This is a genomic window from Burkholderia sp. Ac-20365, assembly GCF_017104715.1.
GTDB lineage: Bacteria > Pseudomonadota > Gammaproteobacteria > Burkholderiales > Burkholderiaceae > Paraburkholderia.
In genome coordinates, this window is the sequence record NZ_JAAGPI010000024.1 from 95,830 (window position 1) to 121,279 (window position 25,450).

The window sequence follows — 25,450 nt, forward strand, 5'->3', positions numbered from 1 at the left end:
CTTCTTCCCGGCGTGCGGCACTGCGCTATTTCAAGCGCAATGCCGCTGCCATTTCAATGCATCAACGTGCGTTACTTCGCAACCGGCATCGTGAACTCCGCGCCTTTTGCGATGCTATCGGGCCAGCGCTGCATGATGCTCTTGTAGTGCGTATAAAAACGCACGCCTTCTTCACCATACGCATGATGATCGCCGAACAGTGACTTCTTCCAGCCGCCGAATGAGTGCCACGCCATCGGCACAGGAATTGGCACATTGATACCGACCATGCCGATCTGGATCTGACGCGAGAATGCGCGTGCCACACCGCCATCGGATGTAAAAAGCGACACGCCGTTCGCAAACTCATTCTTGTTGATCAGTTCGACGGCCGACGCAAAGTCAGGCACGCGCACTACGCACAGCACGGGCCCGAAGATCTCTTCGCGATAGATCTTCATGTCGGTCTTCACGTCGTCGAACAAGGTGCCGCCAAGGAAGAAGCCTTTCTCGTGTCCCGGCACCTTGTGTCCGCGTCCATCGACGACGAGCTTCGCGCCTGCATCGACACCCGCATCGATATAACCCGACACCTTGTCGCGATGAACGGCCGTTACCAGCGGCCCCATCTCCGCTTCGCCTTCCATGCCGTTCATGATCTTCAACGCCTTCACGCGCGGCGTGAGTCGATCGATCAGTTCGTCGGCGATATGACCCACTGCAACCGCAACCGAAATCGCCATGCAGCGCTCGCCCGCCGAACCGTACGCTGCGCCGATCAACGCATCGACGGCCTGATCCAGATCAGCATCCGGCATCACGACTAGATGGTTCTTCGCACCGCCGAGCGCTTGTACGCGCTTGCCGCGTTTCGTGCCTTCCGTGTAGATGTATTCGGCAATCGGCGTCGAGCCGACGAACGACAGCGCCGTGACATCGGGATGCGCAAGCAATGCATCAACGGCAACCTTGTCGCCGTGCACGACATTGAACACACCATCCGGCAAGCCCGCTTCCTTCAGCAATTCAGCGAGACGAATGGATGCCGACGGATCGCGCTCCGATGGCTTCAACACGAACGTGTTGCCGCACGCGATCGCAACCGGGAACATCCAGCACGGCACCATCATCGGGAAGTTGAACGGCGTGATGCCTGCGACTACACCAAGCGGCTGACGCAGATTCCAGTTGTCGATCCCGCCGCCGATCTGATCGGTGAAATCCGTCTTCAACAGATTCGGAATGCCGCATGCAAATTCGACGATCTCGATGCCGCGCATCACTTCGCCCTTCGCATCCGAGAACACCTTGCCGTGCTCGCGCGTAATCAGTTCGGCGAGTTCGTCGTGGTGACGGTCGAGCAGTTCCTTGAACTTGAACAGCACGCGTGCGCGTTTGATCGGCGCGGTTTCGCTCCATGCAGGAAACGCGGCCTTTGCGGCAGCAACAGCGGCATCGACTTCAGCGACGCTCGCGAGCGGCACACGCGAACTCACTTCGCCTGTGGCCGGGTTGAATACATCGCCGAAACGCTGGCTCGTGCCATCGACAGGATGGCCGTTGATCACGTGCGTCAATGCACGCAGCTTCGTTTGATCCGTCTCGCTCATGGTGTCTCCTGAACAGGGATTTTTGATGGTCGATGCTGCAGCGCAATGCGTCGCGCCTTTGCATGATGTTGGCAAGCGTAATCGGCAAGTGCCTCGCGAATCCAATAAGTAATGCTCAAATGCGATATAAGGCGCGTTAATATCAGCGGATGGACCTCACCCTGCTCCGCGCCTTTGCGACCGTGGCGCGCGAAGGCAATCTGACGCGCGCGGCCACGCAATTGCATCTGACCCAGCCCGCCGTCAGTTTGCAGATCAAGAATCTGCAAACCATGCTCGGCGTGACGCTGTTCACGCGCACGTCGCACGGTCTCTCGCTCACGCGCGACGGTCAGGCGCTGTTGCCGCACGCGGAGCGCGCGCTCGCGGCCGCCAGCGATGTGGAGCGCGCAGCGGCCACGTTGCGTCAGGAAGTGCGCGGGCGTCTGCGTATCGGCACGATTCTCGATCCGGCGTTTCTGCGCCTGGGCGGCTTTCTCAAGCAACTCGTCGAAACCTGGCCGCATATCGAAACGCAATTGCGCCACGGCATGTCCGGCTGGGTGCGCGATCAGGTGCGCGCGGGGGAACTCGACGTCGGTTACTACATCGGCCAGCCCGACGAAGACGACACGCGCGACGCCGCGATCTTCCACGCCGTCACGCTGACGCATTTCCAGTACCGGGTGCTGGCGCCGCCCGGCTGGAAGGATCGCGTGAAAGGGGCGCGTGACTGGCGCGCGCTCGCCGCGTTGCCGTGGATCTGGACGCCGCCCGCGTCCGCGCACAACCGCCTGCTGACGCGTCGCTTCGCCGAGGCCGGCGTCAAGCCGATCAAGGTCGCGGAGGTGGATCAGGAACCGTCGATGCTCGATCTCGTCAAATCGGGCGTTGGGCTCACGCTCGCGCGCGACGCGACCGCACTTGCCGAAGCGCACGCGCACGCGCTGACGATCGTCGAAGGCATCACCGTGCCGACCGAGCTGACGTTCATCACGCTCGCCGCGCACAAGGACGAGCCGGCCATCTCCGCGGCGCTGAAGCTGATCGAGCAGCAATGGTCGACGTAAGCGGAATGCAACGTCGTGCGATATGAGCCGGCCTCATGACACAGCGATGCTTTTGTTCCATGCGCCCGCCGTGGCCTTTAACCACATCGTCATGAGCTTTTTGCTAGATTGACGCTTTGCCCGATTCAGCCCGCTGTTCCGTTTTCCGCTGTTCCGTATCCATTCTGGTTTCTGCCGGCCGGCTTGCGCACTCAGGCAACCGGGGCGAACCCGTCGTCGTCAGAAGCCATCCACGTTCACCTTCCGACAGGAGCTTCACATGGCACGCAACATCGAAATCAAGGCCCGCGCCCAGCAGTTCGAGCAGCTTCGCGAGCGCGCCGCTGCCCTTTCGCCTGACGCTCCGTTGATCTTTCGTCAGCAGGACTTTTTCTACGACGTGCCGCGCGGCCGCCTGAAGCTGCGCCAGTTCGACGACGGCACGCCCGCCGAACTGATCTTCTATCAGCGCGACGACCGCGACGGCCCGAAGGCGTCGTACTACACGCGCAGCCCGGTGACGAACCCAGAAGCGATGCACTCGTTGCTCGCCACTGCGCTGACCACGCGCGGCATCGTCTCGAAGGAACGGCACGTGTATATCGTCGGACGCACGCGGATTCATCTGGATCGCGTCGACGGTCTTGGCGACTTCATCGAACTCGAAGTCGTGCTCGCGCAGGATGACGACGAAGAAGGCGGCGAAAAGGAAGCGCACGCCGTGTTCGCGAAGCTCGGCGTGCCGGAATCGGACCTCGTTGCGGTCGCGTATGTGGATATGCTGAATCAGGAGCCGCTGAAGGCAGCGTGATGCTCCTCAAGCAGTGAAATCAGACGTCGGCCGCGCCCGGCGTCAGATGACCAAGCGGCAGCGGGCCATTGCGCTTGAACGTCGTCAGCACGATGTTCGAGCGCACGCTGTCGACGCCCGGCACGCGCATCAGCTTTTTCATCACGAACGACGACAGCGCGTTCAGATCCGGCGCCACGATGCGCAGCAGATAATCCGCATCGCCGACCACAGCGTGGCATTCCAGCACTTCGGGCAGCACGTCGATCTGCTGCTGGAACTGCTCGATGATCGAATCGCCGTGGTGTTTCAGTTTCAGGCTCGTGAAAGCCGTCACGCCGAGTCCCAGCTTTTCAGGCCGCAGCACGACGCGATAGCCGTCGACCACGCCGATCGACTCCAACCGCTGCAGGCGCCGCCCGATCTGCGACGGCGACAGCGGCACCTGTTCGCCCAGTTGCTGATGCGTCGCGCGCCCGAAGCGCTGCAACACGTCCAACAGCGCCAGATCGAAGTGATCGAGTTCCAGCATGTGAATTCTCCGCACCAAATAGCCTTTCGATGCACGATTATCGCATTTTCGCCGTGTGATTCGGAAAACTTGCGCCCTTTCCGTACGTTACCCGCTCTAGACTTGCATGATTACAACCATATCGGCAAGTCATGTCAGTCCCGAACACCGCGAAGCTCAAGGAGCAATTCGACGCCGGCCTCGAAACCCGTGCCGACTTCACCATCGATCAGCCGATGCATCGCTACGGCGCGGTCGATCACGCGGTATGGAAACAGCTCTATACGCGGCAGACAGCGCTGCTCAAGGGGCGTGTGTGCGACGAGTTTCTGCAAGGCGTGGAGCGGCTGAATCTGTCGCCGGAAAGCGTGCCGTCATTCGACGCGATCAACGAGCAACTGATGCCCGCCACCGGCTGGCGCATCGTCGCGGTGCCCGGCCTCGTGCCCGATCAGGTGTTCTTCGAGCATCTGGCGAACCGGCGCTTTCCTGTGACCTGGTGGATGCGACGCCCGGATCAGCTCGACTATCTGCAGGAGCCGGACTGCTTTCACGATCTGTACGGCCACGTTCCGCTGCTGATCAACCCGGTTTTCGCCGACTACGTTCACGCATACGGCCGCGCGGCGCTCGCAGCGCACGACGCGAATGCACTGCCGTTGCTTGCGCGTCTCTACTGGTACACCACCGAGTTCGGCCTGATCCGCGATGCCGCGAGTCCGAACGGCGTGAAAATCTATGGCGCGGGCATCGTGTCGAGCAAAGGTGAAACGCTCTACAGCCAGCTCAGCGACGCGCCCAATCGCATCGCGTTCGATCTCGAGCGCGTGATGCAGACGCAATACCGGATCGACACGTTCCAGAAGACCTATTTCGTGATTGATGATTTCGCGCAACTGTTCGACGTCGCGAACACCGATTTCGCGCCGCTGCTCGCAAAGCTTGCGCACGCGACGCCATTCCCCGCAGGCGAAGTGCGCGCAACCGACACCGTCATCACACGCGGCACCGGCGAAGGCTGGGCCACCGACGGCGACGTCTGAAGCGACGCGCTGCAACGCACGATCAACCGTGAAAAAATAGAAGCGCTGCGCTCGCAGCGTTAATGCGCACGGCATTTAAAAGGTGAGGCAATGAACCAGAAACTTTCTTCCGAAGAACGCGCGACACAGGTCGCTCAACTCGATGGCTGGCAAAACGTCGAAGGCCGCGACGCAATCAAACGCCAGCTCAAATTCGCCGATTTCAACGAAGCATTCGGCTTCATGACGCGCGTCGCGATCAAGGCGCAGGAGATGGACCATCACCCGGAATGGTTCAACGTCTATAGCAATGTCGAGATCACGCTAGCGACGCACGATGCAAATGGAATCACAGAACGGGATATCCAGCTCGCCCGTTTTATCGATGGAATTGCGGCTGGGAAATAAACGGTAAAACGGGCACTTTCCCGCTCCAAAACCCTTAGAAAACCCGCATATGAAAGCGTTTTGCAGGTAATCAGGCCACCAAACCTTCACTTCGTTAGGCCATTTTTAAGGGACACGTAAGAATCCCACGCGGCGCGGGCAATCTCGTCCAATGCTTCCTGCGACAGCGTGGTCTGTCGCTGTACAATCATCAGCGCATACGGCTTGGAGAGCGCGCTTGCCTCCTTGCACAGAACGAGTTCGTCACCGCTCGACGGCGAGCGGGATCGCCAGAAATTGATCGCGGCTTCCAGTTCGTAGATCGTAATATCGGACATGGCTGGCTGATCTTTCGAAGGCCGCATCGAACGGAACTTCGCACGGCATTCTGTGCAGCAGGCGCCCCGGCGAACCGCGTGCCTCTTGCCCAACCCATTGTACTTGAGCGAAACCCATGCGACTCCTTCTGATCGAAGACGACCGCCCTATTGCGCGCGGCATCCAAAGCAGTCTCGAACAAGCCGGCTTCACGGTCGACATGGTCCACGACGGCATCTTCGCCGAACAGGCCCTCACACAAAACCGCCATGAGCTGGTGATCCTCGATCTGGGCCTGCCCGGTATCGACGGCATGACGCTGCTCTCGCGTTTCCGCCAGAGCAACCGTCACACGCCCGTGATCGTGCTGACCGCACGCGACGAACTGAACGACCGCGTGCAAGGCCTCAATTCCGGCGCCGACGACTACATGCTCAAGCCGTTCGAACCCGCTGAGCTCGAAGCGCGCATCCGCGCCGTGATGCGCCGCAGCGGACCGCACGGCGACATGCCGCGTCCGGAAGTGTCGCTCGGCGGCGTGCGCCTGTCGGGTGTCGATCGCCGTATCTTCAACGACGACAAGCCGCTCGAACTGTCGCCGCGCGAATTCGCGGTGCTCGAAATGCTGCTGCTGCGTCATGGCCGCGTCGTCAGCAAGGCGCAACTGCAGGATCACCTGACGCACTTCGGCGGCGACCTCGGCGATACGGCAATCGAAGTCTATGTGCACCGCGTGCGCAAAAAGCTCGAAAACTGCCGCGTCGAAATCGTCACGGTGCGCGGTTTCGGCTATCTGCTCCAGGAAATCCGCCAGACGTCATAATGGTCGTTGAGACCGTTGTGGTCTGACGGCGTCCGGGTCGTACGACGGGCGGCCGCAAGCGCATGTATGTATGCGCGGCGGCCGCCTGTGTCATTCAGCCCGGCGGCAGTCGCCAGATAGTCCGCATTTGAAGCGAAGTTTGTAGGTATGCCGGGCGCCGTGGATGGCGTCGGCCTTTTACCGCGGGTTCGATCATGACTTATCCCGCCGCGAATAGCCTGCGTCGCCAGTTGCTGCGCCGGCTCGCCGCTCCCCTTTCGCTGCTCGCGCTGATGAGCGGCCTCATCGCGTACTGGCTCGCGTGGCAATACACGCAGCATGTGGTCGACCGTTCGCTTGCCGATCTCGCCACTGCCATTTCGAAGCAGATCCAGATTGCCGGCCCCGACGCGCCGATCACCGTGCCGCCGCTCGCGCAGGCAATGTTCTCCGATCCCGTCGAACAACTGGTGTATCGCATCAGCAATGGCGAAACAGAAATAGCAGGCGATCCGAAACTGCCGCTGCAAGGCACCAACGTGCGCCGCATGCACTATGCGTACGTGTTCGAAACGCAGCACGAAGGCACCGCCGTGCGCGTCGCGCAGGTTCGCGTCGATCAGCCGACGGGCAATCCCGTCGTCATCGAAGTCGGCCAGCCTGTGCATCATCGCTTTCGGATCGCTGCTGAATTTCTGGTCGCGATCATGATGCCGCTGCTGCTGTTGCTGCTCGCAGGCTGGGTGATCGTCTGGCGCGTCGTGAACCAGCAATTGAACCCGCTGACCGATCTCGCCGATTCGCTGAACCGGCAGACGCACACGTCGCTGGAACCCGTCGACGAAACCTTTGTTCCCGTCGAGATCCGTCCGCTGACGGGCGCGCTGAACGGTCTGCTCGACCGCCTGAAAGCCGCGCTCGATGCGCAGCGCAAATTCATCGCCGACGCTGCGCATCAGTTGCGCACGCCGCTCACGGCCATCAAGCTGCATGCGGAACAGGCCGCCATTGCGCGCGATCCGCATCAGACACTCGCTGCCGTAAAAGAGCTGCGCGCGGCCGCAGATCGCGCGGTACGTCTGTCGAATCAGTTGCTGTCACTTGCACGCGCCGAGCCGGGTGAACAGGCCGCGCGCTTCGTGAATCTCGATGTCGCATCGCTCGCGTTCGATACCGGCGCCGAATGGGTGCCGCGCGCGCTTGCCGTGCATGTCGACCTGGGTTTTCAGCGGCTCGACGATCCGTCGAACGATCATCCGCTGATTGCGCGCGGCAACCCCGTGCTGCTGCGCGAAGTGATCGCGAACCTGCTCGATAACGCATTGAAATACGTGCCGCCGTCGCGCATGAACGGCGCGCGTATCACGATGACGGTCGCGCAGACGGTCGTGGACGGCGTCGCGATGGCGGAAGTCACCGTCGAGGACAACGGCCCCGGCGTGCCGCAAAAGCAGCAACCCGATCTGTTCAAACGCTTCTTCCGCGGCGACGGACAGGGCTTGAGCGACGGCAGCGTCGATGGCGGTGCAGGTCTCGGCCTCGCCATCGTGCATGACATCATGGCGCTGCATCGCGGCAGCGTGCATTACGAAGATGCTGCCGAGGGCGGTGCACGCTTTATCGTGCGTGTACCTGTCGCGACGGGCGCCGTGCTGCGCGAGCGCGAACCCGTGCGCGAGACAAAAAAACCGGCGCATCATGCGCCGGTCGATCCCTGAAGAACTGCGTGACGCGTGCGCTGCTTCCAGTCAGAAAGCAGCGCACTCTGATCACTTTTTCTTCTTCGCTTTCTTGTCGTCTTTCTTTTCGTCCTTCTTGTCCGGCGCAGCGAGCATCGTGCCGCGGCACTTGCGCGCGCCGCAGCGGCACTCGTATTCCTTCTTCAGCTTCTTCGTCTGACGCGCGTCGATCACGAGACCGTAGTCGTAGAACAGCTCTTCGCCCGCTTCGATGTTGCGCAGCGCGTCGATATACACGTGGCCGTCGATCTCTTCCGCTTCGCAGTTCGGCGCGCACGAGTGGTTGATCCAGCGCGCACTGTTGCCCTTGATCTTGCCGTCGATCACGTCGCCGCTGTCGAGCGCGAAGTAGAACGTGTGATTGGGTTCGTCGGGATTATGGGGATGCCGCCGCAGCGCTTCCTTCCACGAAATCCGTTCGCCCTTGTATTCGATCAACCGCTCGCCGGCTGCGATCGCTTCGAGTGCAAACACGCCTTTGCCGTGCACGCCCGATTGACGCACAGCGATCCTGCGTGAACTCATTGAATCAATCCTTGTAGAACGGTGGATGAGCAAACTCTTGTTCGCCGATGCCCCTGCGTTTGACGCGCTATGACAGATACGCGGCTTTTCTGACGCAGATAGCAAACGCGGCGCCTTGCTGGCGCCGCGTCGACATGCGACGCACACGGCGTCACAACCGAAATCCTACACGGATGATGTGACTTCGTTCAACCGTCTTAAGTGCAGATCCACATTGCATGCGCACGACATGAGGATTCTTTTGCTGAAGATCGCACGTTGCGCTCAGCGCTGCCCGAACGAAATGTCGCCGAACAACGCCTTCTGATCGCGCGGTTGCGAGCGCCAGTATTGCGGCGGAGCGTCGACTGTCGCGCCGAGTTTCGCGGCTGCGTGCCACGGCCAACGCGGATCGTAGAGCATCGCGCGCGCCATCGCGATCAGATCCGCGTCGCCCTCTTCGATCAGCTCGTTCGCGTGATCGGGGTCCGTGATCAGACCGACGGCCATCGTCGTCATCCCAGTTGCTTCCTTCACCGCTTTCGCGAACGGCACCTGATAGCCCGGCTCGAGCGGTATCTTCTGCAACGGCGATACGCCGCCCGACGACACGTCGATCCAGTCGCAGCCGCGCTTCTTCAGTTCCTGCGCGAACGCGATCGTGTCTTCGATCGTGATGCCGCCGTCGACCCAGTCGACCGCCGACACGCGTGCGCCGACGGGTTTATCGGCGGGAAATGCGGCGCGCACGATGTCGAAGATTTCGAGCGGAAAACGCATGCGGTTTTCAAGCGAGCCGCCGTACTCGTCGCTACGCTGGTTCGCGAGCGGCGACAGGAACTGATGCAGCAGATAGCCGTGCGCAGCGTGCACTTCGAGTGCATCGATGCCGAGGCGCGCAGCACGCCGCGCCGTTGCCGCGAACGCTTCGCGGATGCGATTGAGACCCGCGTTGTCGAGCGCGAGCGGCGGCTCTTCGCCGGCCTTGTGCGGCAGCGCGGACGGCGCATGCGGCAGCCAGCCGCCGTCGGCGACGGTAATCAGCTGGCCGCCTTCCCATGGCACGTTGCTGGATGCCTTGCGTCCCGCGTGCGACAGCTGCATTGCGACATGCACTTTAGAGTGCTTGCGGATTGCAGCGAGCACGGGTTTCAGCGCTTCTTCCGTGACGTCGTCCCACAGGCCGAGATCGGCGGGCGTGATGCGGCCATCGGGTTCGACAGCAGTTGCCTCGATGCACAGCATGCCCGCGCCGGACAACGCGAGCGAGCCGAGATGGATCATGTGCCATGCCGTCGCTTCGCCGCGTTCGGCGGAGTACTGACACATCGGTGATACGACGATGCGGTTTGGCAGCGTCACGCTACGCAGCGTGAGCGGTGTGAAAAGTGCGCTCATGGTGGTGGGATCACCCATCGAAACTCAAGAGCGATCGAGAATAGCACCGGGTCTGAAATGCTGCAGAGAGCCGTCGCGCGGGCTTTACCAGATGGCGGATCAGTCAGGGTTGTGCGGCGTATCGAGGCGCTTCGACCACGATTCGACTTCACCGCTCTCGAGACGCTTTGCCGCCGTCTTGCGCCACGATGGCGAGAGCGTGTCGAGTTGTGCCATCTGTTCAAGCGCATGCCGGTCGTCGCGATCGACATAGAACACCCGCAACAGGCGTTCGATACTCCACTGTGCGTGAGGACGCGCGAGCCGCTCGATCGTGTCGCCGGCACCGATTTCACCCGCTTCGAGCACACGGTAGTACCAGCCCGTGCGACGCGTGTTCTGCACGGCGCGCGACATGTCGGCGCGCGCGAAACGCAGATTCAGTTTCCAGCAAGGTTGACGCGGCTGCGATACCTGTACGATCGCGCCTCCGATCCGGTACACATCGCCGACACAGACATCTGCTTCCGTCAGCCCGCACACGCTGATGTTTTCACCGAATGCGCCGCGTCCGTCGAGCGTCGCGAGACCAAGCGCGCCTGCTTGCCATTCGCTGCGCCACGTTGCGTAGTGATCGAACGGATAGTGATGCAGCGCCTTTTCCGGGCCGCCGTGATGCTTGAGTTCGGCTTGCTGATCACCTTCGAGTCCTGTTTCGCCGAGCCATACGCGGCCATCAACAGGCGTTTTGCCGATCGCGCTCGTCTTGCCGAAAAGGTCGTCGCCGAATGGCGCAATCGTGCCCGTCAGCACGGCATCGACAGTTAAAACGCGATGATCCACAGGCGTGCCGTTCGTTCAGGGCCGCGCGGCCAGTTGATCGAGCCACTCGCCGAACATGCTGGTCGCCGCTATTTCCAGCTTCGGACCGTGCTTCGCGGTATCGGCGCGCAGTGCGCGCACGTCGATCCCGTGACCCGCGATTTCACCGGCGTTGCCGATCAGCCAGGGTTCGAAACGGTCGGTGCGGATTTCAGGGTGACATTGCAGGCCGAGCACATGCTTGCCCCACGCGAACGCCTGGTTCTGACAGGCGGGCGTCGACGCGAGATGCACGGCGCCTTGCGGAAGATCGAATGTATCGCCGTGCCAATGAAGCATCGACGTATGCGCGGCATCCAGATGGTGCAGCGGCGACTGCTTGCCCGCTTCGGTGAGCGTCAGCGGCGTCCAGCCGATTTCCGTCTGTCCGGACGGATAGACTCGCGCGCCGAGTACACGCGCGATCAGTTGCGCGCCAAGACAGATACCGAGTGTCGGCAGACCGGCTGCAATACGCTTTTCGATCATCGCGACGAGCGGCGCGATGGTTGGGTAGTTGTCGTCGTCGTATGCGCTGATGGGGCCGCCGAGAATGACCATCAGCGACGGAATGACGGGATCCGGCGCCTCGATGCGCGCGAAACCGACATCCAGATAGCGCACGGGACGTCCCCGTTCGCCGAGCACCCGTTCGAGACTGCCCAGATCCTCGAAGTGCACATGGCGTATGGCCAGAACTTCGTGATGCATCGGCAAATCCCACCATCAGGTTGACTGAACGCGCCACAAAGCGCGTGGAAGACACGCCGTCTGCCCGAGCGCAAGACGGCGCAAGCTCACCCGCCGCGCTCGCGTGATACCCGCGAGCGGCGGCCGGCTCCGCAGTTTAGCCGACTCAGGCTTGCTGCGCGAAGATCTTCCAGGTCTTTTTCTGCGTGGCTGCGTCGGCCGTTTCGTGCACCGAGCAATCCAGACGCAGATCGGTATCCGACATCGACAGATCGAGCAGCATGCAGCGATGCGGCGTCTTCTTCGGGTTCTTGCTCGGCTCGAAATGCGAGCAGGTCACGCACATCCGGTGCGGCGGAATATGACCTTGCACTTCGAGCTGGCGCACCGTTTTCAGCAGCGTGCGATAGAAAATGGACTGCTCTTCGTCGCGCAGCGTGCCAACTGCTTTCGCGAGGAAGTCAGGCCATTGCGCAGCCCGCTTGGCCGCGGTGCGCCCGCGAGCCGTCAGACGCACGGCCAGCGCGCGGCCGTCGTCGAGCGCGCGGCGCTTTTCCACCAGACCCTTGCTTTCCAGCGTGCTCACGGCATCGCTGGTGGTGGCCGCCGTCAGCGCCGTTTCACGCGCAATTTCGCCGAGACGCATCGGTCCCTTGCGCTGCATCAGCAGCACCAGGATTTCGCCCTGGGTCGGCGTCAGACCCGCGCCTTCCGCCCATTCCCATGCCTGGCTCCGCATGGCCGTGCTGAGTCGCAGCAGGCTGTGGGTCACCCGCCCGGTTGCCTGCTCTCCGTATACGCCTTCGCTCATAGTCTTTCGTTCGTTGTTGACAGCGTGCCGTTGCCCGTCGACATCCGATTTTCCGATGCCGGCGCGCCGACAGTCTGTGGGGGGAAGCTAAGCCGGTCAACCCGGCTCGCCGATTCCTACTATCTCAAAAATTTCCTGTGATACAGGCCTTGTACCGGCCGCTTACACAGGCATTGCAAACACCCAGTGCCGTGCTGCGAACCCTGCTCATTTGGCCACGCATCGACGTGATCCCTGGCAGGCCGCAACGACGAAAAACGACATTCTATGCGAGAGCGGCAAATCGTACAGCTAAGTTATCCAATGCAATCTGTGGATAACCACGGGATAAGACGGGGGACGACATGTGCGCCGATTCTTGATAACTGCCACAACAGCGTCACACCTGAGAAACGTTCTCCCGGGTTCCCGGCCGGGATGCACGCCCGATCCGCGCAGTTATCGTTTACGCAGCCCCTTGAGTTTGCTGGAAATTATTCGGTTGTCCACAGGCAAACGCAATGCTTGTTAACTACTACTACGTTTGTATACGTAAACTTTGAGAAAACCTTAAGGGTGCGCTACCGGCATTCGAAAAAATAAAAAAACCCGCAAAAAGCGGGTTTCTTCACGTGTCGCTCATTCGCGAGGCAGTTGCCGTCGCGAGCAAAAAGCTTCGAACTGCGTCATGTCACTTCGCCGCGTGGCTCAGGCGCGCCATTGCAGGCACTGCTGGCGGACTGCTTCGTGCAGCGACTTTTCCTGTTCGACCACATTGCGCAGCCACGTTGCGTCGTTCACCTGACCGCGCGCGATCGTGCCGATTTCCTCCAGCGCCTTGCCCGAGCCGAGCGCGTCCGCATGCGGCGCGATGCGCTCGAGCGTGTGAATGATGTCTTCCGAAATCGTGCGGCGCTCGCCCGTCTGCGGATCGATGCAGGTTCCCGCCAGACCGAAACGGCAGGCCTCGAACCGGTTGAACGTGTAGACGAGATAGTCGTCTTCCTTCGGCATCAACGGCTTGTCGAGCAAAAGATGACGCGCGAGCGTCTGGATGTAGCACGCAATCGCGGCCGCGCGATCGACGGATAGCGGCGTATCCATCACGCGCACTTCAATGGTGCCGAAGCCGGGCTTCGGACGGATATCCCAATAGAAGTCCTTCATGCTGTTGACCACGCCCGTGTGCACCATCTTCGAAAAGTATTCTTCGAAGCTGTCCCACGTGAGAACGAACGGCGCGCGGCCCGACAGCGGAAATGCGAACACGGAATTCAGGCGTGCCGAGTGAAAACCGGTGTCGACGCCCTGCACGAACGGCGACGACGCCGACAGCGCGATGAAGTGCGGAATGTAGCGCGACATCGAATGCAGCAGAAACAGCGCGCTGTCGGCATCCGGGCAGCCGATATGCACGTGCTGGCCGAACACGGTGAACTGCTTGGCAAGGTATCCGTAGAGTTCCGAAAGGTATTGAAAGCGCGGCGTGTCGACGATCTTGCGTTCGCTCCATTGCTGGAACGCGTGCGTGCCGCCGCCGCACAGGCCCACATTCAGCCGGTCGGCCGCGGCGACGAGCACGTCGCGGATCGTGCGCAGATCGGCAACCGCCTGTTCGTGCGTCGTGCAGATGCCCGTCGACAGCTCGATCATGCTCTCGGTGATTTCGGGCGTGATGTTGCCCGGGATCTTTTCGTCCTTGATGAGCCGGAGCAGGTCTGTCCCCGCTTTGGTCAGATCATAGTCATGGGTATTGACGATCTGCATCTCGAGTTCGACACCGAAGGTGAACGGTTTCGAATCGATGAAGGCTTCGAGTGACATGGCGTTTCCTGATTCATGTCGGCGTGGGCGCCCGCTGCGGGCGGCGCCGGCCGGATTGACTGTCGAGCGCTGCAGCTAGACGCTGGAGCGCTGCATGCGAAATACGGAGTGCCCGTTGGGCTTACTCGCGGCGTTCGCCCACGAGCGCAAGTGAGCGGTACACGAGCCACGGGCCGACCAGTTGCAGCACGACGATCGAGCACATGATGACCGCGCGCAGCATCGGGTCGGAATTCGGATAGAGCTCGTAGGTGTCGTCGACGAGCAGATACGCGAGCGCCGACATCGGCGACAGCGACAGCCCGAGTGCCATGCCCTGCTTCATGTTCAGCCCGCTGGGCTTGGCGAACGCGAGCACGCCGATCAGCTTGGCGACCAGCCGCGCAACGATCAGACCGATCGCGGCGACACCGCCCATCGCGACATCGCGCCATTCGAACGTGGTCAGCGTCAGCACGAACAGAATCACCGTCAGCAGCCAGCCCGCCGTGCCGAAATGTTCAGGCCACAGCTGCGGACGCGCTTCCAGATTCTTCACGATGATGCCCGCCGCGAGCAGCGCGAGGATCGTCGACAGCTTGAAGATGTGCGCGATCGCGATCGCGAGCAGCACGAGGCCGAACAGCGCGACGAACGAGTGCTCGTCCTGCAGGTTCACACGCTTGTAAAAGAACGTGATGGTGCGCGCGAGCAGATATGCAAGGATCAGCGAACCGATCAGCAGATACAGCGGCTGAACGATCGTCGCGAGCAGGTTGCCGTACGCTTCCTGATGCAGCCAGCCCGACGCGAGCTTTTCGATGACCACGGCATACATGCTGTTGAGCGCCGTCAGCGTCATCAGGCGCTGGGTGACCTGCCCTTCTGCGCGCAGTTCGGTTTTGAGCTGGATCACCATCGCGGGCGACGTTGCCATCGCGATCGACGCCAGCACCAGCGCCGTCACGGTCGAAACATTCAAAAACAGCAGCACCAGCAGCACCAGCACGAACGTGAGCGTGGACTCCGCGATGCTCGACACGATCAGCCATGTGTTACGACGAATCCAGCGCAGATCCAGCCGGCTGCCGAGTTCGAACAGCAGCAGGCCGAGCGCGACATCGAGCAATGGGCGCGCCGTGCTCGCCGATTCCGCATCGATCACGCCGGATCCCGCTGCGCCCGCGATCAGCCCGATCACCGCGTAGCCGGTAATGCGCGGCAAGTGCCACGCGCGATAGCACAGCTCACCGACCAGACCTGCCGCGAGCAGTGCGAGGCCGGCCCAGAAAATCGCATCGGGCGTGAGCGGCCAGGCCGGAAAAAATGAAAACGCCGACTTCATCGTGGTGGCTTCTCCTTTGCAGCAACGTCAGGCAACGCGCGCGGACGGACGCCGTCGGCACGCAAGGCGCGCGCCGCATCCGTTGCCGCGATCGGTTCGCGTCTGCCGGCGTTGCGGGTTGTCAACGATCGGATGAAAAACTGAAACGACCACGCCGATGCCGCATGACTACAGGCGGCCCGACGTGAGTGAAAAGAGCGCCGTCGACTTTTGAATCAGATTCTTTGGGTCTGGCAACCGTTCCATTGGCGCGTCGGTTGCAGGGGCAAAACGCGACGCGGAAGAACGGCGATTGTGCCATAGCTTTTTTACACTTGACGGAAAAGCGTCGAACAAGCGCTCAAAGCGGTAAAACGTACGCTAACTTAGTGACAACAGGAAAAACCGACCGGCAAACGCAGGCATTTCAGAGAAGATCGGCCTTGCGAGCGATACATGTGCGCGTGGATCGAGCGTGCTGCGCATCTTCGCAGGTGGTTCGCGTTTGAGTGTCTTCGCGCGTTGACGTTCCTCCGGCGCGACGAAGGAAAAAGCTACGCGGTTGACGCACCACGGGCTTTTCATCAATAGGTTTACTGTATGTATACGTAGTAGAAGTTAACAAAGGCACCCACTTTCTGTGGATAACCCGTGTTTACCGAAACAAATCAGCATCTTGCCGAACGCATAACCGGATGCGCCAGATGTGCATGCACGATTGTGTTCGCTGGATAACTTTTGGGCCTGGGTTAACGTTTGTCGAGTTACCCCGTTTACGTCCACATCGATTCCACACGAGTTTCGCCCGCATTTTTCCCGGTTATCCACAGACTGCCGTGGATAACTTTTCCACAGATCGGAGTCAGCTCGCGGTGCCCTGGCGTAACACGCGCAACAGAAAACGCGCCGGGTCGAGCGCTTCGGCGAGATCGCGCTCGATCGGCCACGGTTCGCCTTCGATCTGCGAAGCGATCAACTCCGCACCCAGCGACGCCCACACCAGCCCACGCGATCCGAACGCAAACGCGCCAAACAGACCTTGCGTGCGTGGCAGATCCAGCGGCCATGCGCCGCGCAACTTGCCTGCTTCAGAGATCGCGGCCGCTTCGTCGGCGAAGGCGCCGATCATCGGCAGACGGTCGCTTGTCACGCAGCGAAACGCGACGCGTCCTGTCAGCGATGAAGGCGCGTGCGCATCGAGCGCGTCGCGCATGTCGGGCAGCATCTGTGCGAGTCGCTCGATGTTTTCCACGTGTGCTTCGTTGCGTATGCGGGTGTCAGGGTCGTCGATGTCATAGGTCGCGCCCGTCAGCGTCACGCCATTGGGCAGCGGTACGGCGTATCCCTCGCCGATCACGGGCACATGCAATGCGCTCGCCGCATCGTTGGGCAGCAGAGTCAATTGACCGCGCACGCTGCGCGTCGACGCATGGCGCAAGCCCGCGACACGCGCCGCTTCATGTGCGTTCGCAAAGATCACGACAGGCGCGCTGGCAATTGCAACGCCCTGCATATCGAACACAATCCATTGATTTTCAATGCGTTCGATACGCGCAACCTCCACATTGAAGCGGCGTTCCAGCAAGCCGCCCGCCGCTTCGCATTGCGCCGCGCACAGCGACGCAGGATCGATCCAGCCGCCATGGGGAAAGAACCAGCCGCCTCGCGCAACGCGCTGGTTCGCAATGCGCTGCGCATCGTCGCGGGAAACGGCTGTCACGTAGTCCGACGGATACGCAAACGATGCGAACGCCTGCGCCATCGCGGCCGCTTCTTCGTCATCGGCGGCGATTTGCAACAGGCCTTCCGGCCCGCGCAACGGACGATATCCACGTTGCTCGAGCGCCGACCATTGCCGCAATGCATAAAGAAAGCCTGCGCGCGTGATGCGAGAACCGACGCTGTCGTCGCGCGACATCATCGGATGAAACACCCCGGCGGGGTTGCCCGATGCATCGCGCGCGACGCCCGCATGCCGTTCGAGCGACGTGACGCGCCAGCCGCGCGCCGTGAGACGCTCGATCGCCGCGCATCCGGCGAGCCCGGTTCCGATCACGATTGCATGGCGTTCATCGATAGCGAGCGGCAACGGCGGTTCGTGACGGCGCACGCGATAGCGCGGGGCAAAACGTCCGACGAGCATCGCGCGTTTCCATCCAAAGCCGTCGATCTTTTTGTATTCGAATCCTGCTTGCTGCATGCCGCGTTTCACATCGCCAGCACTTGTGTAAGTCGAGAAGGTGGCTTCATCGCCAGCAAGACGTGCGAGCGACTTGAAGATCGCAGGCGTCCACAGCTCGGGATTTTTCGACGGCGAGAAGCCATCCAGATAGAAAGCGTCGGCGCGCAGCCAGAGCGTGTGCAGCATTTGAGCGGCATCGCCGAATACCAACGTAAGCGTCACGCGCCCTTCGTCGAACTCGAGCCGGTGCGTGCCAGGCACGAGTGTGGGCCATGCATCGGCGAGCTGTTGGGCGAGCTGCGAGATCGATGTGTCCGCAACGGCTACTGCGCTTACTGCAACCAGATCGTCGCGCGAGAACGGATGCTTTTCGGTCGATACGAAGTGCAGGCGCTCGCAACGATCGGGATCCGCGCGCCACGCGGCCCATGTCACGAGGAAGTTGATTCCCATGCCGAAGCCCGTTTCCAGCACGGTGAACACGCGCCGTTTTTGCCAGCGCTCAGGCAGTTGATTGCCTTTCAGGAAGACATATTCCGCCTGCGCAAGTCCACCGACAGCGCTGTGATAGATGTCGTCATGGAGCGGCGAATACGGCGTGCCGTTGTCGCGAAACGCGAGGATGGCGGGAACGAGCGGGTCGGTCATGCGCGATGAAATGCTGTGCAAGGAAGAGAACGGGGGCGACGATTACGCGCTGACGCGAGACGCGAATTTGCGGCCGGCGCCCCTTGCCGACACCCGTCACAGCCCCTCCAGACGGGGTTGTCAGCCCGTCGGAGCCATGTTGAACGTTGGCAAAAACCAACGCTGACGGGGCTTTGGGCGACTCGGATAGCATCTATTGGATGCTCTGCATGGCAAAAATGCTGTTTTCCATGCTGTATCAGGCGTTGCAGCGTGTAATTCTTCGAAACCCTTATCCAGATTGGGTTTGCGCTGCGCTATCATAGCAAGCGCCGCGAGGGAAGCGGCAGCACGGTGCACTGCGCGGTGCCAGGCGCGCCGCGGGAGTCGGGGGTATTCCCGAGCCGTCGCTGCTCGACGGCGCGGCGCGCGCACGTATAATCGGCGCGTTCGCGCTGTTCGTGTCAACCTAAACCAGAAAGGAACCTTAATGAACAAACAGGAACTGATCGACGCCGTCGCAGGTCAGACGGGCGCCAGCAAGGCTCAAACCGGCGAAACGCTGGACACGCTGCTTGAAGTTATCAAGAAGGCTGTGGCGAAGGGTGATGCAGTCCAGTTGATCGGCTTCGGCAGCTTCGGTTCGGGCAAGCGCGCAGCACGTACGGGCCGCAACCCGAAGACGGGCGAAACCATCAAGATTCCGGCCGCAAAGACCGTTAAGTTCACGGCTGGCAAGGCGTTCAAGGACGCAGTCAACAAGCGCTAAGCATCAGCGCTGAGTTGTTGACACCCGCCGTCGGCGGGTTTTTTTTCGTCTGCGTTTCGACGACGGGTGTCAGTCAGGTCAACTCAAGTATCCATCGCGTTCAATGATGGTGATGATGATGGCCGTCATCATCGTGGTCGTGATGATGGTCGTGATCGTGATCGTGATCGTCGTCTTCGAGATCCCATGCAGGGAACGGATCGGCCAGCTCGAGCCAGCCTTGCGCGCCCAACGCGTATTCGTCATCCGTCAGAAGACATGCGTCGAACTTCGCGCGCCATTGCGCCGGATCGATGTCGACGCCAATCAACACCAGTTCCTGACGACGGTCGCCAATCGTGAAGTCGTCGGCATCGCCGTACCAGTCGGCGGCGATTTCTTCGAGCAGTTCGTCATCGCCTTCGGGCCATTCGCTGCGATCCTGCGCGGCCCACCACGTTCCTGCCGGAGCCGGCCGGCATGCGCCGCCCGCTTGCGCGAGCGAGCCGCCGATCTCATTGCGCGTCGCGAGCCAGAAGAAGCCTTTGCCGCGCAGTACGCCCTTCCACTCCTCATGCAGCAACGCCCATAGACGCTCGGGATGAAACGGCCGGCGCGCGCGATACACGAGATGCCCAACGCCCTGCCCGCTGCTTTCGTGTTCATGGCTAGCAGGATCGTGCAGTAACACAAGCCAGCCCGCGGCATTCGACGTCGCGTCGTAATCGAAGCGCGCGGTGCCGATCACTTCTTCGAAAGAGACATTGCCGTAACTGCCGACGATCTGCGCAGCGCGCGGATTGAGCGCCGCGAGGATCGACTGAAGATGCGCGAGGTCGTCGGACGATACGAGGTCCGCCTTGTTGATGACGAACACATCGCAGAACTCGACCTGCTCGATGAGCACTTCAACGACGGTGCGATCATCGTCTTCGTAAGCGGCCATGCCGCGCTCGGACAGCGCAGCCGTCGATGCGTAGTCTTGCAGAAAGGCCGCTGCATCGATCACCGTCACAGCGGTATCGACGCGTACAAGTGTGGCGAGCGATTCGTCTTCGAGGATCGACTCGACGAGGTTGATCGGCTCGTCGGTCGCGGCCGCTTCGATGACGATGGCATCGAAGCGGTTCGCCGACGCCAGGTCGGCAAGCTGTTCGAGCAGATCTTCACCTGCCTGCACGCAAAGACAACCATTCGGCAGTTCAATCTGCGAGGCGGACGAAGACGCGGGCGCAGCGTTGTCGATGTCGAGACGCACGGCGGCGAGATCGGTGACGATCGCCGCAACGCGCGGGCCGGCGCGGTTCGACAGAATCTGATCGACGAGCGCGGTCTTGCCAGCGCCCACAAAACCGGAGATCACGGTGACGGGCAAAAGCGGCTGGTTCATCGCGGTACGGAAAGCTTGAGAGTGAATGACGCATGCGCGCGTCGAACGCCCGAACGGACGCGTGACGGCGGCAGCACGAAGCCGCATTGTGCATCAACTGGAGAGAAGCGACGCCTTTGGTTGGCGCGGTGACGACGTGAGCGGGACGACTGCGCGTGCTCAACGTGCTCAACTATCGGGTACCGGCTACTTGCCGGGCATCAGATTCCACTTACGCAGGATCGCCACGATCTGCCGCGCGTACTCGTCGCGCAAGTTTGGCGTTTCCGAGTGATACGCACCGACAGCCGCCCACGTGTTGCCGTACTTGTTCATCTTCTGGCGCAGATGCCAGGCGGCGATGTACACGTTCTTGCACGGCTCCATCAGCGTGCCTTGCGAGATGCCGTATTGCGCGAGCACGGGCAGATGCACGGAATTGATCTGCATGACGCCGTAGTCGGTCGAGCCGTTGGCGTTCTTGTGGACAGCCGTGGGACGGTTATGCGATTCCTGCCAGGCAATGGCGCGCAGGATCAGCGGGTTGACCTTCTGATAATTCGCCGCTTCGTCGAAGCAGTCGGCGCGTGCGGACCCGGCGCCCAGCAGCGCGGCAAACCCAACGGCGACAGTGACGGCGATCGGCTTCATCGGTCAAGATGACGAACTATGTTCGATTCCTAAACAATAGAACGGTAAAGACGACACGAAACCCATTTCCGGCGGGACAGTACTCGGGAAAACCCGCTGTTTTGATCACACTCTGAGCTTCGATCCGACCGTATGATACCGGCAGGACATGACGCCTCAAAGTTGGCCAGCCGACATAAGCGAGTAACTTGCGGCCAAATGCGTCGCCTGCTGCGCCTTGGTGTAGGACGCAAAACTTTCAAGAACTTAACAGAATACGCAATTCGACGAACGTTGGACGGCAAAGGTTAGAGGAATCTCACGGGACTAGCTGGTTTTGTGACATTTCCGACATGAAAAGCTGTTACTGTTCGTTGTTTTCGGTTACAGGGAGGAAAGGCATTCTTGGCACTGGCTGCCACGGAGAGCCTTGTCAGACCGAGGACGACTGGGTGTCGGCCGGTCGTCCACTGTGCATGACCGTCGGCGGATCACAACGTCGGCTTCGAAATCACATCCATGAGAAGAAATCGTATGGCATTGCGTCGCGTCGCGACAGCGTTGCTGGTCGCTGGCATGATCACTACGCAGATCGCCCACGCCCAGGTGACGCTCAATTTCGTCAACGCCGATATCGATCAGGTGGCGAGGGCGATTGGTGCGGCGACGGGTAAAACGATCATCGTTGACCCGCGCGTAAAAGGGCAGCTGAACCTCGTCTCCGAGAACCCGGTTCCGGAAGATCAGGCGCTGAAGACGCTGCAATCCGCGTTGAGGATGCAGGGCTTTTCGCTCGTGCAGGATCACGGTGTGCTGAAGGTGGTGCCTGAAGCGGACGCGAAGCTGCAAGGCGTGCCGACCTATGTCGGCAATGCGCCCGCGGCGCGCGGCGATCAGGTCATCACGCAGGTGTTCCAGCTGAGGAATGAATCGGCCAACAATCTGTTGCCCGTGCTGCGTCCGCTGATTTCGCCGAACAACACGGTTGCCGCCTATCCGTCGAACAACACGATCGTCGTTACCGACTACGCGGACAATGTGCGCCGCATTGCGCAGATCATCGCGGGTGTCGATACGGCGGCGGGCCAGCAGGTGCAGGTCGTGCCGCTGAAGAACGCGAATGCGATCGACGTCGCGCAACAGATGGCGAAGATGCTCGATCCCGGCTCGATCGGCAACACCGACGCGACGCTCAAGGTGTCCGTCCAGGCCGACCCGCGCACCAACTCGCTGCTGCTGCGCGCGTCGAACGCGGGCCGTCTCGCCGCGGCGAAGTCGCTCGCGAAGCAACTGGATGCGGCAACCGCCCAGCCCGGCAACATGCACGTCGTGTCGCTGCGCAACGCCGACGCCGTGCGTCTCGCGAAGACGCTGCGCGGCATGCTCGGCAAGGGTGGCGGCGGTAACGACTCGTCGTCGTCTTCGTCGGGTGGCAGCAACGCTGCGAATTCGTTCAACCAGAACAACTCGCCTTCGTCGACAGGGACCTCGGGCAGCCCGCCCCTGCCGTCGGGTTCAATGGGCGGCTCGTCCTCGTCGATGGGCGGCAATCCGCTGGGCGGTGGCGCCGGCGGTGGCGGCTATGGCGGCCAGGGCAACAGCGGCAACTCGGACTTTCTCGGCGAGAAGGAAAACAGCAACGAAGACAATCAGCCCGGCGGCATGATCCAGGCCGACGCGGCGACGAACTCGCTGATCATCACTGCGTCCGACCCTGTCTATCGCAACCTGCGCACCGTGATCGACCAGCTCGACGTGCGTCGCCCGCAGGTCTATATCGAAGCGCTGATCGTCGAGCTGAACTCGAACACGAACGCCAACCTGGGTATCCAGTGGCAAATCGGGAGCGGCAATGTGCTCGCGGGCACCAATCTCGCAACCGGCAATGGCAACAGTATTATCAATCTGACGGCAGCGGCGGCCGCCAATGCCGCGACGGGCGGCCTGGCTACCGGGCTGGCAGCGTCGAATCTCCAGCAGGGTCTGAATCTCGGCTACGTGAGCAACATCTTCGGCGTGCGCGGGCTTGGCGCGTTGCTGCAGGCGTTGTCGCAGACGGCCGATGCGAATGTGCTGTCCACGCCTAACCTCATCACGCTCGACAACCAGGAAGCGAAGATCGTCGTCGGGACGAACGTGCCGATCCAGACGGGCTCGTATTCGAACCTGACGAGCAGCACGGCGACGACGGCGTTCAACACGTTCGACCGCATCGATATCGGTCTGACACTGCACATCAAGCCGCAGATCACCGACGGCGGCATCCTGAAGCTTCAGCTGTACACGGAAGATTCGGCGATCGTGACGGGCACGACCAACGTCAACACGAATCCGGCCGGCCCCGAATTCACGAAGCGCTCGATCCAGTCGACCGTGCTCGCCGATAACGGCGAGATCATCGTGCTGGGCGGCCTGATGCAGGATAACTACCAGGTCAGCAACAGCAAGGTGCCGCTGCTCGGCGACATCCCGTGGATCGGTCAGCTGTTCCGCTCGGAAAACAAGACGCGTACGAAGACCAATCTGCTGGTGTTCCTGCGTCCTGTGATCATCGCTGACCGCGAAACGGCGCAAGCGGTGACGTCGAATCGCTATGACTACATTCAGGGCGTGACGGGCGCGTACAAGTCCGACAACAACCTGATGAAGGACAAGGATGACCCGGTCGTGCCGCCTATGCCGCTTGGCCCGAGCCAGGGCGGCTCGCCGTTGAATCTGTTCGATCTCGACAATATGCGGCGTCAACAGGCGCTCGGCGTTCAGCCGCCGGCGAACGCGCCGCAACCGCAGCCGCAAATGCAACCGCAACCGTCCACGGGCACACAAGGGGTGCAGCCGTGAGCACGCCACACGCGCCCGGCAGCGCGCCGCTCGATTCAGCGGCGATGGGCGGAGCGCATCGCGAGCCGCCCTCTGCGCTTGCCGCGCGACTGGTGCCGTATGGCTTCGCGAAAAGCGGCCAGATTCTGGTTGCGCATCAGCACGCCGATTCGATGGAAGTGTGGATCAGCGAGCGCACCAGCCAGGCCGCGCTCGCGGAAGTCGCACGCAATTTTGGCGCGGTGTCGGTGGTGCGGCTCGAAGCGGATGAACTTTCGCAGGCAATCAATCAGGCCTATTCGCGCCAGGACGGCAGTGCGGCGCAAGTGGTCGGTGAAGTGGAAGGCGAAGTCGATCTGTCGCGTCTGATGCAGGACATTCCCGAAGTGGAAGACCTGCTGGAATCCGAAGACGACGCGCCGATCATCCGCATGATCAACGCGCTGCTCACGCAAGCGGCGCGTGAACAGGCGTCGGATATTCACATCGAGCCGTTCGAGAATGCGTCCGTGGTGCGTTTTCGCGTCGACGGCACGTTGCGCGATGTCGTGCGTCCGAAGAAAGCGCTGCACGGCGCGCTGATTTCGCGGATCAAGATCATGGCGCAGCTCGACATTGCCGAGAAGCGTCTGCCGCAGGATGGCCGTATTACATTGCGCGTAGGCGGTCGTCCTGTCGACGTGCGCGTGTCGACACTGCCGACAGGTCACGGCGAACGCGCGGTGCTGCGTCTGCTGGAAAAGGATGCGCAGCGGCTGAATCTCGAAGCACTCGGCATGGCGTCCGACACGCTCGCGCAGTTCGACAAACTGATCTCGCGCCCGCACGGCATCGTGCTCGTCACGGGCCCGACGGGCTCGGGCAAGACCACGACGCTGTATGCGTCGATGTCGCGGCTCGAAACGGCGACGACGAACATCATGACCGTCGAAGATCCGATCGAATATGACCTGTCGGGCATCGGCCAGACGCAGGTCAACGAGCGGATCGGCATGACCTTCGCGCGCGCGCTGCGTTCGATTCTGCGTCAGGATCCGGACATCATCATGATCGGTGAAATCCGCGATCTGGAAACGGCGCAGATTGCCGTGCAGGCATCGCTGACGGGCCACCTCGTGCTCGCAACCTTGCACACCAACGACGCCGCTTCCGCCGTCACGCGTCTCACGGATATGGGCGTCGAGCCGTATCTGCTCGCGTCGTCGCTGCTCGGCGTGCTCGCGCAACGGCTGGTGCGGCGTTTGTGCCCCGTGTGCAAGGAAGAGCGCGAAGAGGAAGACGGCCGCAAGCTCTGGCATCCCGTCGGTTGCGACAAATGCGGACATTCGGGATATGCGGGACGGCGCGGCGTGTACGAGCTGCTGAACGTCGACGAATCGATCCGCACGCTGATCCACCGCAATGCAGCCGACGCCGAGATTCTCGAAGCCGGTCGCGAGCAAGGCATGCGCACGTTGCGCGAGGACGGCGAACGCTGGCTCGCATCGGGCATGACGTCGCTCGAAGAAGTAATCCGCGTGACGGGCGGGGTCTGATCGA

22 protein-coding genes are annotated in these 25,450 nt (G+C 61.5%); 9 read left to right on the top strand and 13 right to left on the bottom strand.

What is annotated here, in order from left to right; translation table 11 throughout:
* Positions 1 to 71: 71 nt before the first annotated feature.
* Positions 72 to 1,589 (bottom strand): CoA-acylating methylmalonate-semialdehyde dehydrogenase, encoded by a 1,518-nt coding sequence (locus G3O01_RS30435; RefSeq protein WP_205810387.1) that lies wholly within the window; start codon positions 1,587 to 1,589, stop codon positions 72 to 74.
* 149 nt (positions 1,590 to 1,738) lie between these two features.
* Between G3O01_RS30435 and G3O01_RS30440 the strand changes: the two genes are divergently transcribed.
* Both G3O01_RS30440 and G3O01_RS30445 read left to right on the top strand, forming a co-directional pair.
* The gene (locus tag G3O01_RS30440) at positions 1,739 to 2,638 is read left to right on the top strand and encodes a LysR family transcriptional regulator (RefSeq protein WP_205810390.1); all 900 of its coding nucleotides are present in this window, start codon (positions 1,739 to 1,741) and stop codon (positions 2,636 to 2,638) included.
* A gap of 259 nt (positions 2,639 to 2,897) precedes the next feature.
* Positions 2,898 to 3,428: a class IV adenylate cyclase gene (locus G3O01_RS30445; protein ID WP_205810392.1), complete on the top strand. Its 531-nt coding sequence runs from the start codon at positions 2,898 to 2,900 to the stop codon at positions 3,426 to 3,428.
* A gap of 19 nt (positions 3,429 to 3,447) precedes the next feature.
* Here the strand turns inward: G3O01_RS30445 and G3O01_RS30450 are convergent, their stop codons facing one another.
* On the bottom strand, positions 3,448 to 3,939 hold the full coding sequence (locus G3O01_RS30450) for an Lrp/AsnC family transcriptional regulator (RefSeq protein ID WP_205810395.1): 492 nt from the start codon (positions 3,937 to 3,939) through the stop codon (positions 3,448 to 3,450).
* Positions 3,940 to 4,070: 131 nt separating this feature from the next.
* Here G3O01_RS30450 and phhA point away from each other — a divergent pair, with 131 nt between their 5' ends.
* A complete protein-coding gene (phhA, locus tag G3O01_RS30455) occupies positions 4,071 to 4,961 on the top strand; it encodes a phenylalanine 4-monooxygenase (protein ID WP_205810398.1) in 891 nt (296 codons plus the stop codon).
* Positions 4,962 to 5,051: 90 nt separating this feature from the next.
* The gene (locus G3O01_RS30460; RefSeq protein ID WP_205810401.1) at positions 5,052 to 5,348 is read left to right on the top strand and encodes a 4a-hydroxytetrahydrobiopterin dehydratase; all 297 of its coding nucleotides are present in this window, start codon (positions 5,052 to 5,054) and stop codon (positions 5,346 to 5,348) included.
* A gap of 86 nt (positions 5,349 to 5,434) precedes the next feature.
* Here G3O01_RS30460 and G3O01_RS30465 read toward each other — a convergent pair whose 3' ends face one another.
* Positions 5,435 to 5,665 (bottom strand): DUF3717 domain-containing protein, encoded by a 231-nt coding sequence (locus tag G3O01_RS30465; RefSeq protein ID WP_205810413.1) that lies wholly within the window; start codon positions 5,663 to 5,665, stop codon positions 5,435 to 5,437.
* Between the two features lie 116 nt (positions 5,666 to 5,781).
* Here G3O01_RS30465 and G3O01_RS30470 point away from each other — a divergent pair, with 116 nt between their 5' ends.
* Both G3O01_RS30470 and G3O01_RS30475 read left to right on the top strand, forming a co-directional pair.
* Positions 5,782 to 6,468 (top strand): response regulator transcription factor, encoded by a 687-nt coding sequence (locus G3O01_RS30470; protein WP_205810415.1) that lies wholly within the window; start codon positions 5,782 to 5,784, stop codon positions 6,466 to 6,468.
* A 194-nt stretch (positions 6,469 to 6,662) separates the two neighbouring features.
* Positions 6,663 to 8,165, top strand: a complete 1,503-nt coding sequence (locus G3O01_RS30475) for a sensor histidine kinase (RefSeq protein WP_205810417.1) — start codon at positions 6,663 to 6,665, stop codon at positions 8,163 to 8,165.
* Between the two features lie 51 nt (positions 8,166 to 8,216).
* Here the strand turns inward: G3O01_RS30475 and G3O01_RS30480 are convergent, their stop codons facing one another.
* From G3O01_RS30480 to mnmC, 8 genes are all read right to left on the bottom strand, one after another.
* Complete coding sequence (locus G3O01_RS30480; protein WP_205810420.1) at positions 8,217 to 8,711, bottom strand: SET domain-containing protein-lysine N-methyltransferase; 495 nt, start codon at positions 8,709 to 8,711, stop codon at positions 8,217 to 8,219.
* A 264-nt stretch (positions 8,712 to 8,975) separates the two neighbouring features.
* Positions 8,976 to 10,088, bottom strand: a complete 1,113-nt coding sequence (locus tag G3O01_RS30485) for an NADH:flavin oxidoreductase/NADH oxidase (protein WP_205810432.1) — start codon at positions 10,086 to 10,088, stop codon at positions 8,976 to 8,978.
* Positions 10,089 to 10,187: 99 nt separating this feature from the next.
* Positions 10,188 to 10,910, bottom strand: coding sequence for an MOSC domain-containing protein (locus G3O01_RS30490; protein WP_205810435.1), 723 nt, complete (start codon positions 10,908 to 10,910; stop codon positions 10,188 to 10,190).
* Positions 10,911 to 10,925: 15 nt separating this feature from the next.
* On the bottom strand, positions 10,926 to 11,639 hold the full coding sequence (locus G3O01_RS30495; RefSeq protein ID WP_205810438.1) for a glutamine amidotransferase: 714 nt from the start codon (positions 11,637 to 11,639) through the stop codon (positions 10,926 to 10,928).
* Between the two features lie 145 nt (positions 11,640 to 11,784).
* A complete protein-coding gene (locus G3O01_RS30500) occupies positions 11,785 to 12,429 on the bottom strand; it encodes a MarR family winged helix-turn-helix transcriptional regulator (protein WP_205810441.1) in 645 nt (214 codons plus the stop codon).
* 687 nt (positions 12,430 to 13,116) lie between these two features.
* Complete coding sequence (locus tag G3O01_RS30505; protein ID WP_205810443.1) at positions 13,117 to 14,232, bottom strand: YbdK family carboxylate-amine ligase; 1,116 nt, start codon at positions 14,230 to 14,232, stop codon at positions 13,117 to 13,119.
* A gap of 121 nt (positions 14,233 to 14,353) precedes the next feature.
* Positions 14,354 to 15,556, bottom strand: a complete 1,203-nt coding sequence (locus G3O01_RS30510; protein WP_205810464.1) for a cation:proton antiporter — start codon at positions 15,554 to 15,556, stop codon at positions 14,354 to 14,356.
* An 841-nt stretch (positions 15,557 to 16,397) separates the two neighbouring features.
* Positions 16,398 to 18,365, bottom strand: a complete 1,968-nt coding sequence (gene mnmC, locus G3O01_RS30515) for a bifunctional tRNA (5-methylaminomethyl-2-thiouridine)(34)-methyltransferase MnmD/FAD-dependent 5-carboxymethylaminomethyl-2-thiouridine(34) oxidoreductase MnmC (protein WP_205810467.1) — start codon at positions 18,363 to 18,365, stop codon at positions 16,398 to 16,400.
* Positions 18,366 to 18,834: 469 nt separating this feature from the next.
* On the opposite strand from mnmC, the gene G3O01_RS30520 reads away from it, so the two are divergent.
* Positions 18,835 to 19,113, top strand: a complete 279-nt coding sequence (locus tag G3O01_RS30520) for an HU family DNA-binding protein (RefSeq protein WP_007581741.1) — start codon at positions 18,835 to 18,837, stop codon at positions 19,111 to 19,113.
* Between the two features lie 100 nt (positions 19,114 to 19,213).
* On the opposite strand, the gene G3O01_RS30525 is transcribed toward G3O01_RS30520, so the two are convergent.
* Complete coding sequence (locus G3O01_RS30525) at positions 19,214 to 20,482, bottom strand: GTP-binding protein (protein WP_205810470.1); 1,269 nt, start codon at positions 20,480 to 20,482, stop codon at positions 19,214 to 19,216.
* Between the two features lie 186 nt (positions 20,483 to 20,668).
* Positions 20,669 to 21,112 carry a lytic transglycosylase domain-containing protein gene (locus G3O01_RS30530; RefSeq protein ID WP_205810473.1) on the bottom strand — a complete coding sequence of 148 codons (444 nt, stop codon included), beginning with the start codon at positions 21,110 to 21,112 and terminating at the stop codon, positions 20,669 to 20,671.
* A gap of 513 nt (positions 21,113 to 21,625) precedes the next feature.
* On the opposite strand from G3O01_RS30530, the gene gspD reads away from it, so the two are divergent.
* Together gspD and gspE are read left to right on the top strand one after the other, a co-directional pair.
* Positions 21,626 to 23,932: a type II secretion system secretin GspD gene (gene gspD / locus G3O01_RS30535; protein WP_205810486.1), complete on the top strand. Its 2,307-nt coding sequence runs from the start codon at positions 21,626 to 21,628 to the stop codon at positions 23,930 to 23,932.
* Between the two features lie 44 nt (positions 23,933 to 23,976).
* Positions 23,977 to 25,446, top strand: a complete 1,470-nt coding sequence (gspE, locus tag G3O01_RS30540) for a type II secretion system ATPase GspE (RefSeq protein ID WP_205810596.1) — start codon at positions 23,977 to 23,979, stop codon at positions 25,444 to 25,446.
* Positions 25,447 to 25,450: the final 4 nt, after the last annotated feature.

Coding starts and splice junctions, on each gene's coding strand:
- G3O01_RS30475 (WP_205810417.1), top strand. CDS start 6,663: ATGACTTATCCCGCCGCGAATAGCCTGCGTCGCCAGTTGCTGCGCCGG.
- G3O01_RS30500 (WP_205810441.1), bottom strand. CDS start 12,429: ATGAGCGAAGGCGTATACGGAGAGCAGGCAACCGGGCGGGTGACCCAC.
- G3O01_RS30485 (WP_205810432.1), bottom strand. CDS start 10,088: ATGAGCGCACTTTTCACACCGCTCACGCTGCGTAGCGTGACGCTGCCA.
- G3O01_RS30505 (WP_205810443.1), bottom strand. CDS start 14,232: ATGTCACTCGAAGCCTTCATCGATTCGAAACCGTTCACCTTCGGTGTC.
- G3O01_RS30525 (WP_205810470.1), bottom strand. CDS start 20,482: ATGAACCAGCCGCTTTTGCCCGTCACCGTGATCTCCGGTTTTGTGGGC.
- G3O01_RS30495 (WP_205810438.1), bottom strand. CDS start 11,639: ATGCATCACGAAGTTCTGGCCATACGCCATGTGCACTTCGAGGATCTG.
- G3O01_RS30450 (WP_205810395.1), bottom strand. CDS start 3,939: ATGCTGGAACTCGATCACTTCGATCTGGCGCTGTTGGACGTGTTGCAG.
- gspE (WP_205810596.1), top strand. CDS start 23,977: ATGGGCGGAGCGCATCGCGAGCCGCCCTCTGCGCTTGCCGCGCGACTG.
- G3O01_RS30520 (WP_007581741.1), top strand. CDS start 18,835: ATGAACAAACAGGAACTGATCGACGCCGTCGCAGGTCAGACGGGCGCC.
- G3O01_RS30445 (WP_205810392.1), top strand. CDS start 2,898: ATGGCACGCAACATCGAAATCAAGGCCCGCGCCCAGCAGTTCGAGCAG.
- G3O01_RS30460 (WP_205810401.1), top strand. CDS start 5,052: ATGAACCAGAAACTTTCTTCCGAAGAACGCGCGACACAGGTCGCTCAA.
- G3O01_RS30470 (WP_205810415.1), top strand. CDS start 5,782: ATGCGACTCCTTCTGATCGAAGACGACCGCCCTATTGCGCGCGGCATC.
- G3O01_RS30480 (WP_205810420.1), bottom strand. CDS start 8,711: ATGAGTTCACGCAGGATCGCTGTGCGTCAATCGGGCGTGCACGGCAAA.
- gspD (WP_205810486.1), top strand. CDS start 21,626: ATGGCATTGCGTCGCGTCGCGACAGCGTTGCTGGTCGCTGGCATGATC.
- phhA (WP_205810398.1), top strand. CDS start 4,071: ATGTCAGTCCCGAACACCGCGAAGCTCAAGGAGCAATTCGACGCCGGC.
- G3O01_RS30435 (WP_205810387.1), bottom strand. CDS start 1,589: ATGAGCGAGACGGATCAAACGAAGCTGCGTGCATTGACGCACGTGATC.
- G3O01_RS30465 (WP_205810413.1), bottom strand. CDS start 5,665: ATGTCCGATATTACGATCTACGAACTGGAAGCCGCGATCAATTTCTGG.
- G3O01_RS30510 (WP_205810464.1), bottom strand. CDS start 15,556: ATGAAGTCGGCGTTTTCATTTTTTCCGGCCTGGCCGCTCACGCCCGAT.
- mnmC (WP_205810467.1), bottom strand. CDS start 18,365: ATGACCGACCCGCTCGTTCCCGCCATCCTCGCGTTTCGCGACAACGGC.
- G3O01_RS30530 (WP_205810473.1), bottom strand. CDS start 21,112: ATGAAGCCGATCGCCGTCACTGTCGCCGTTGGGTTTGCCGCGCTGCTG.
- G3O01_RS30440 (WP_205810390.1), top strand. CDS start 1,739: ATGGACCTCACCCTGCTCCGCGCCTTTGCGACCGTGGCGCGCGAAGGC.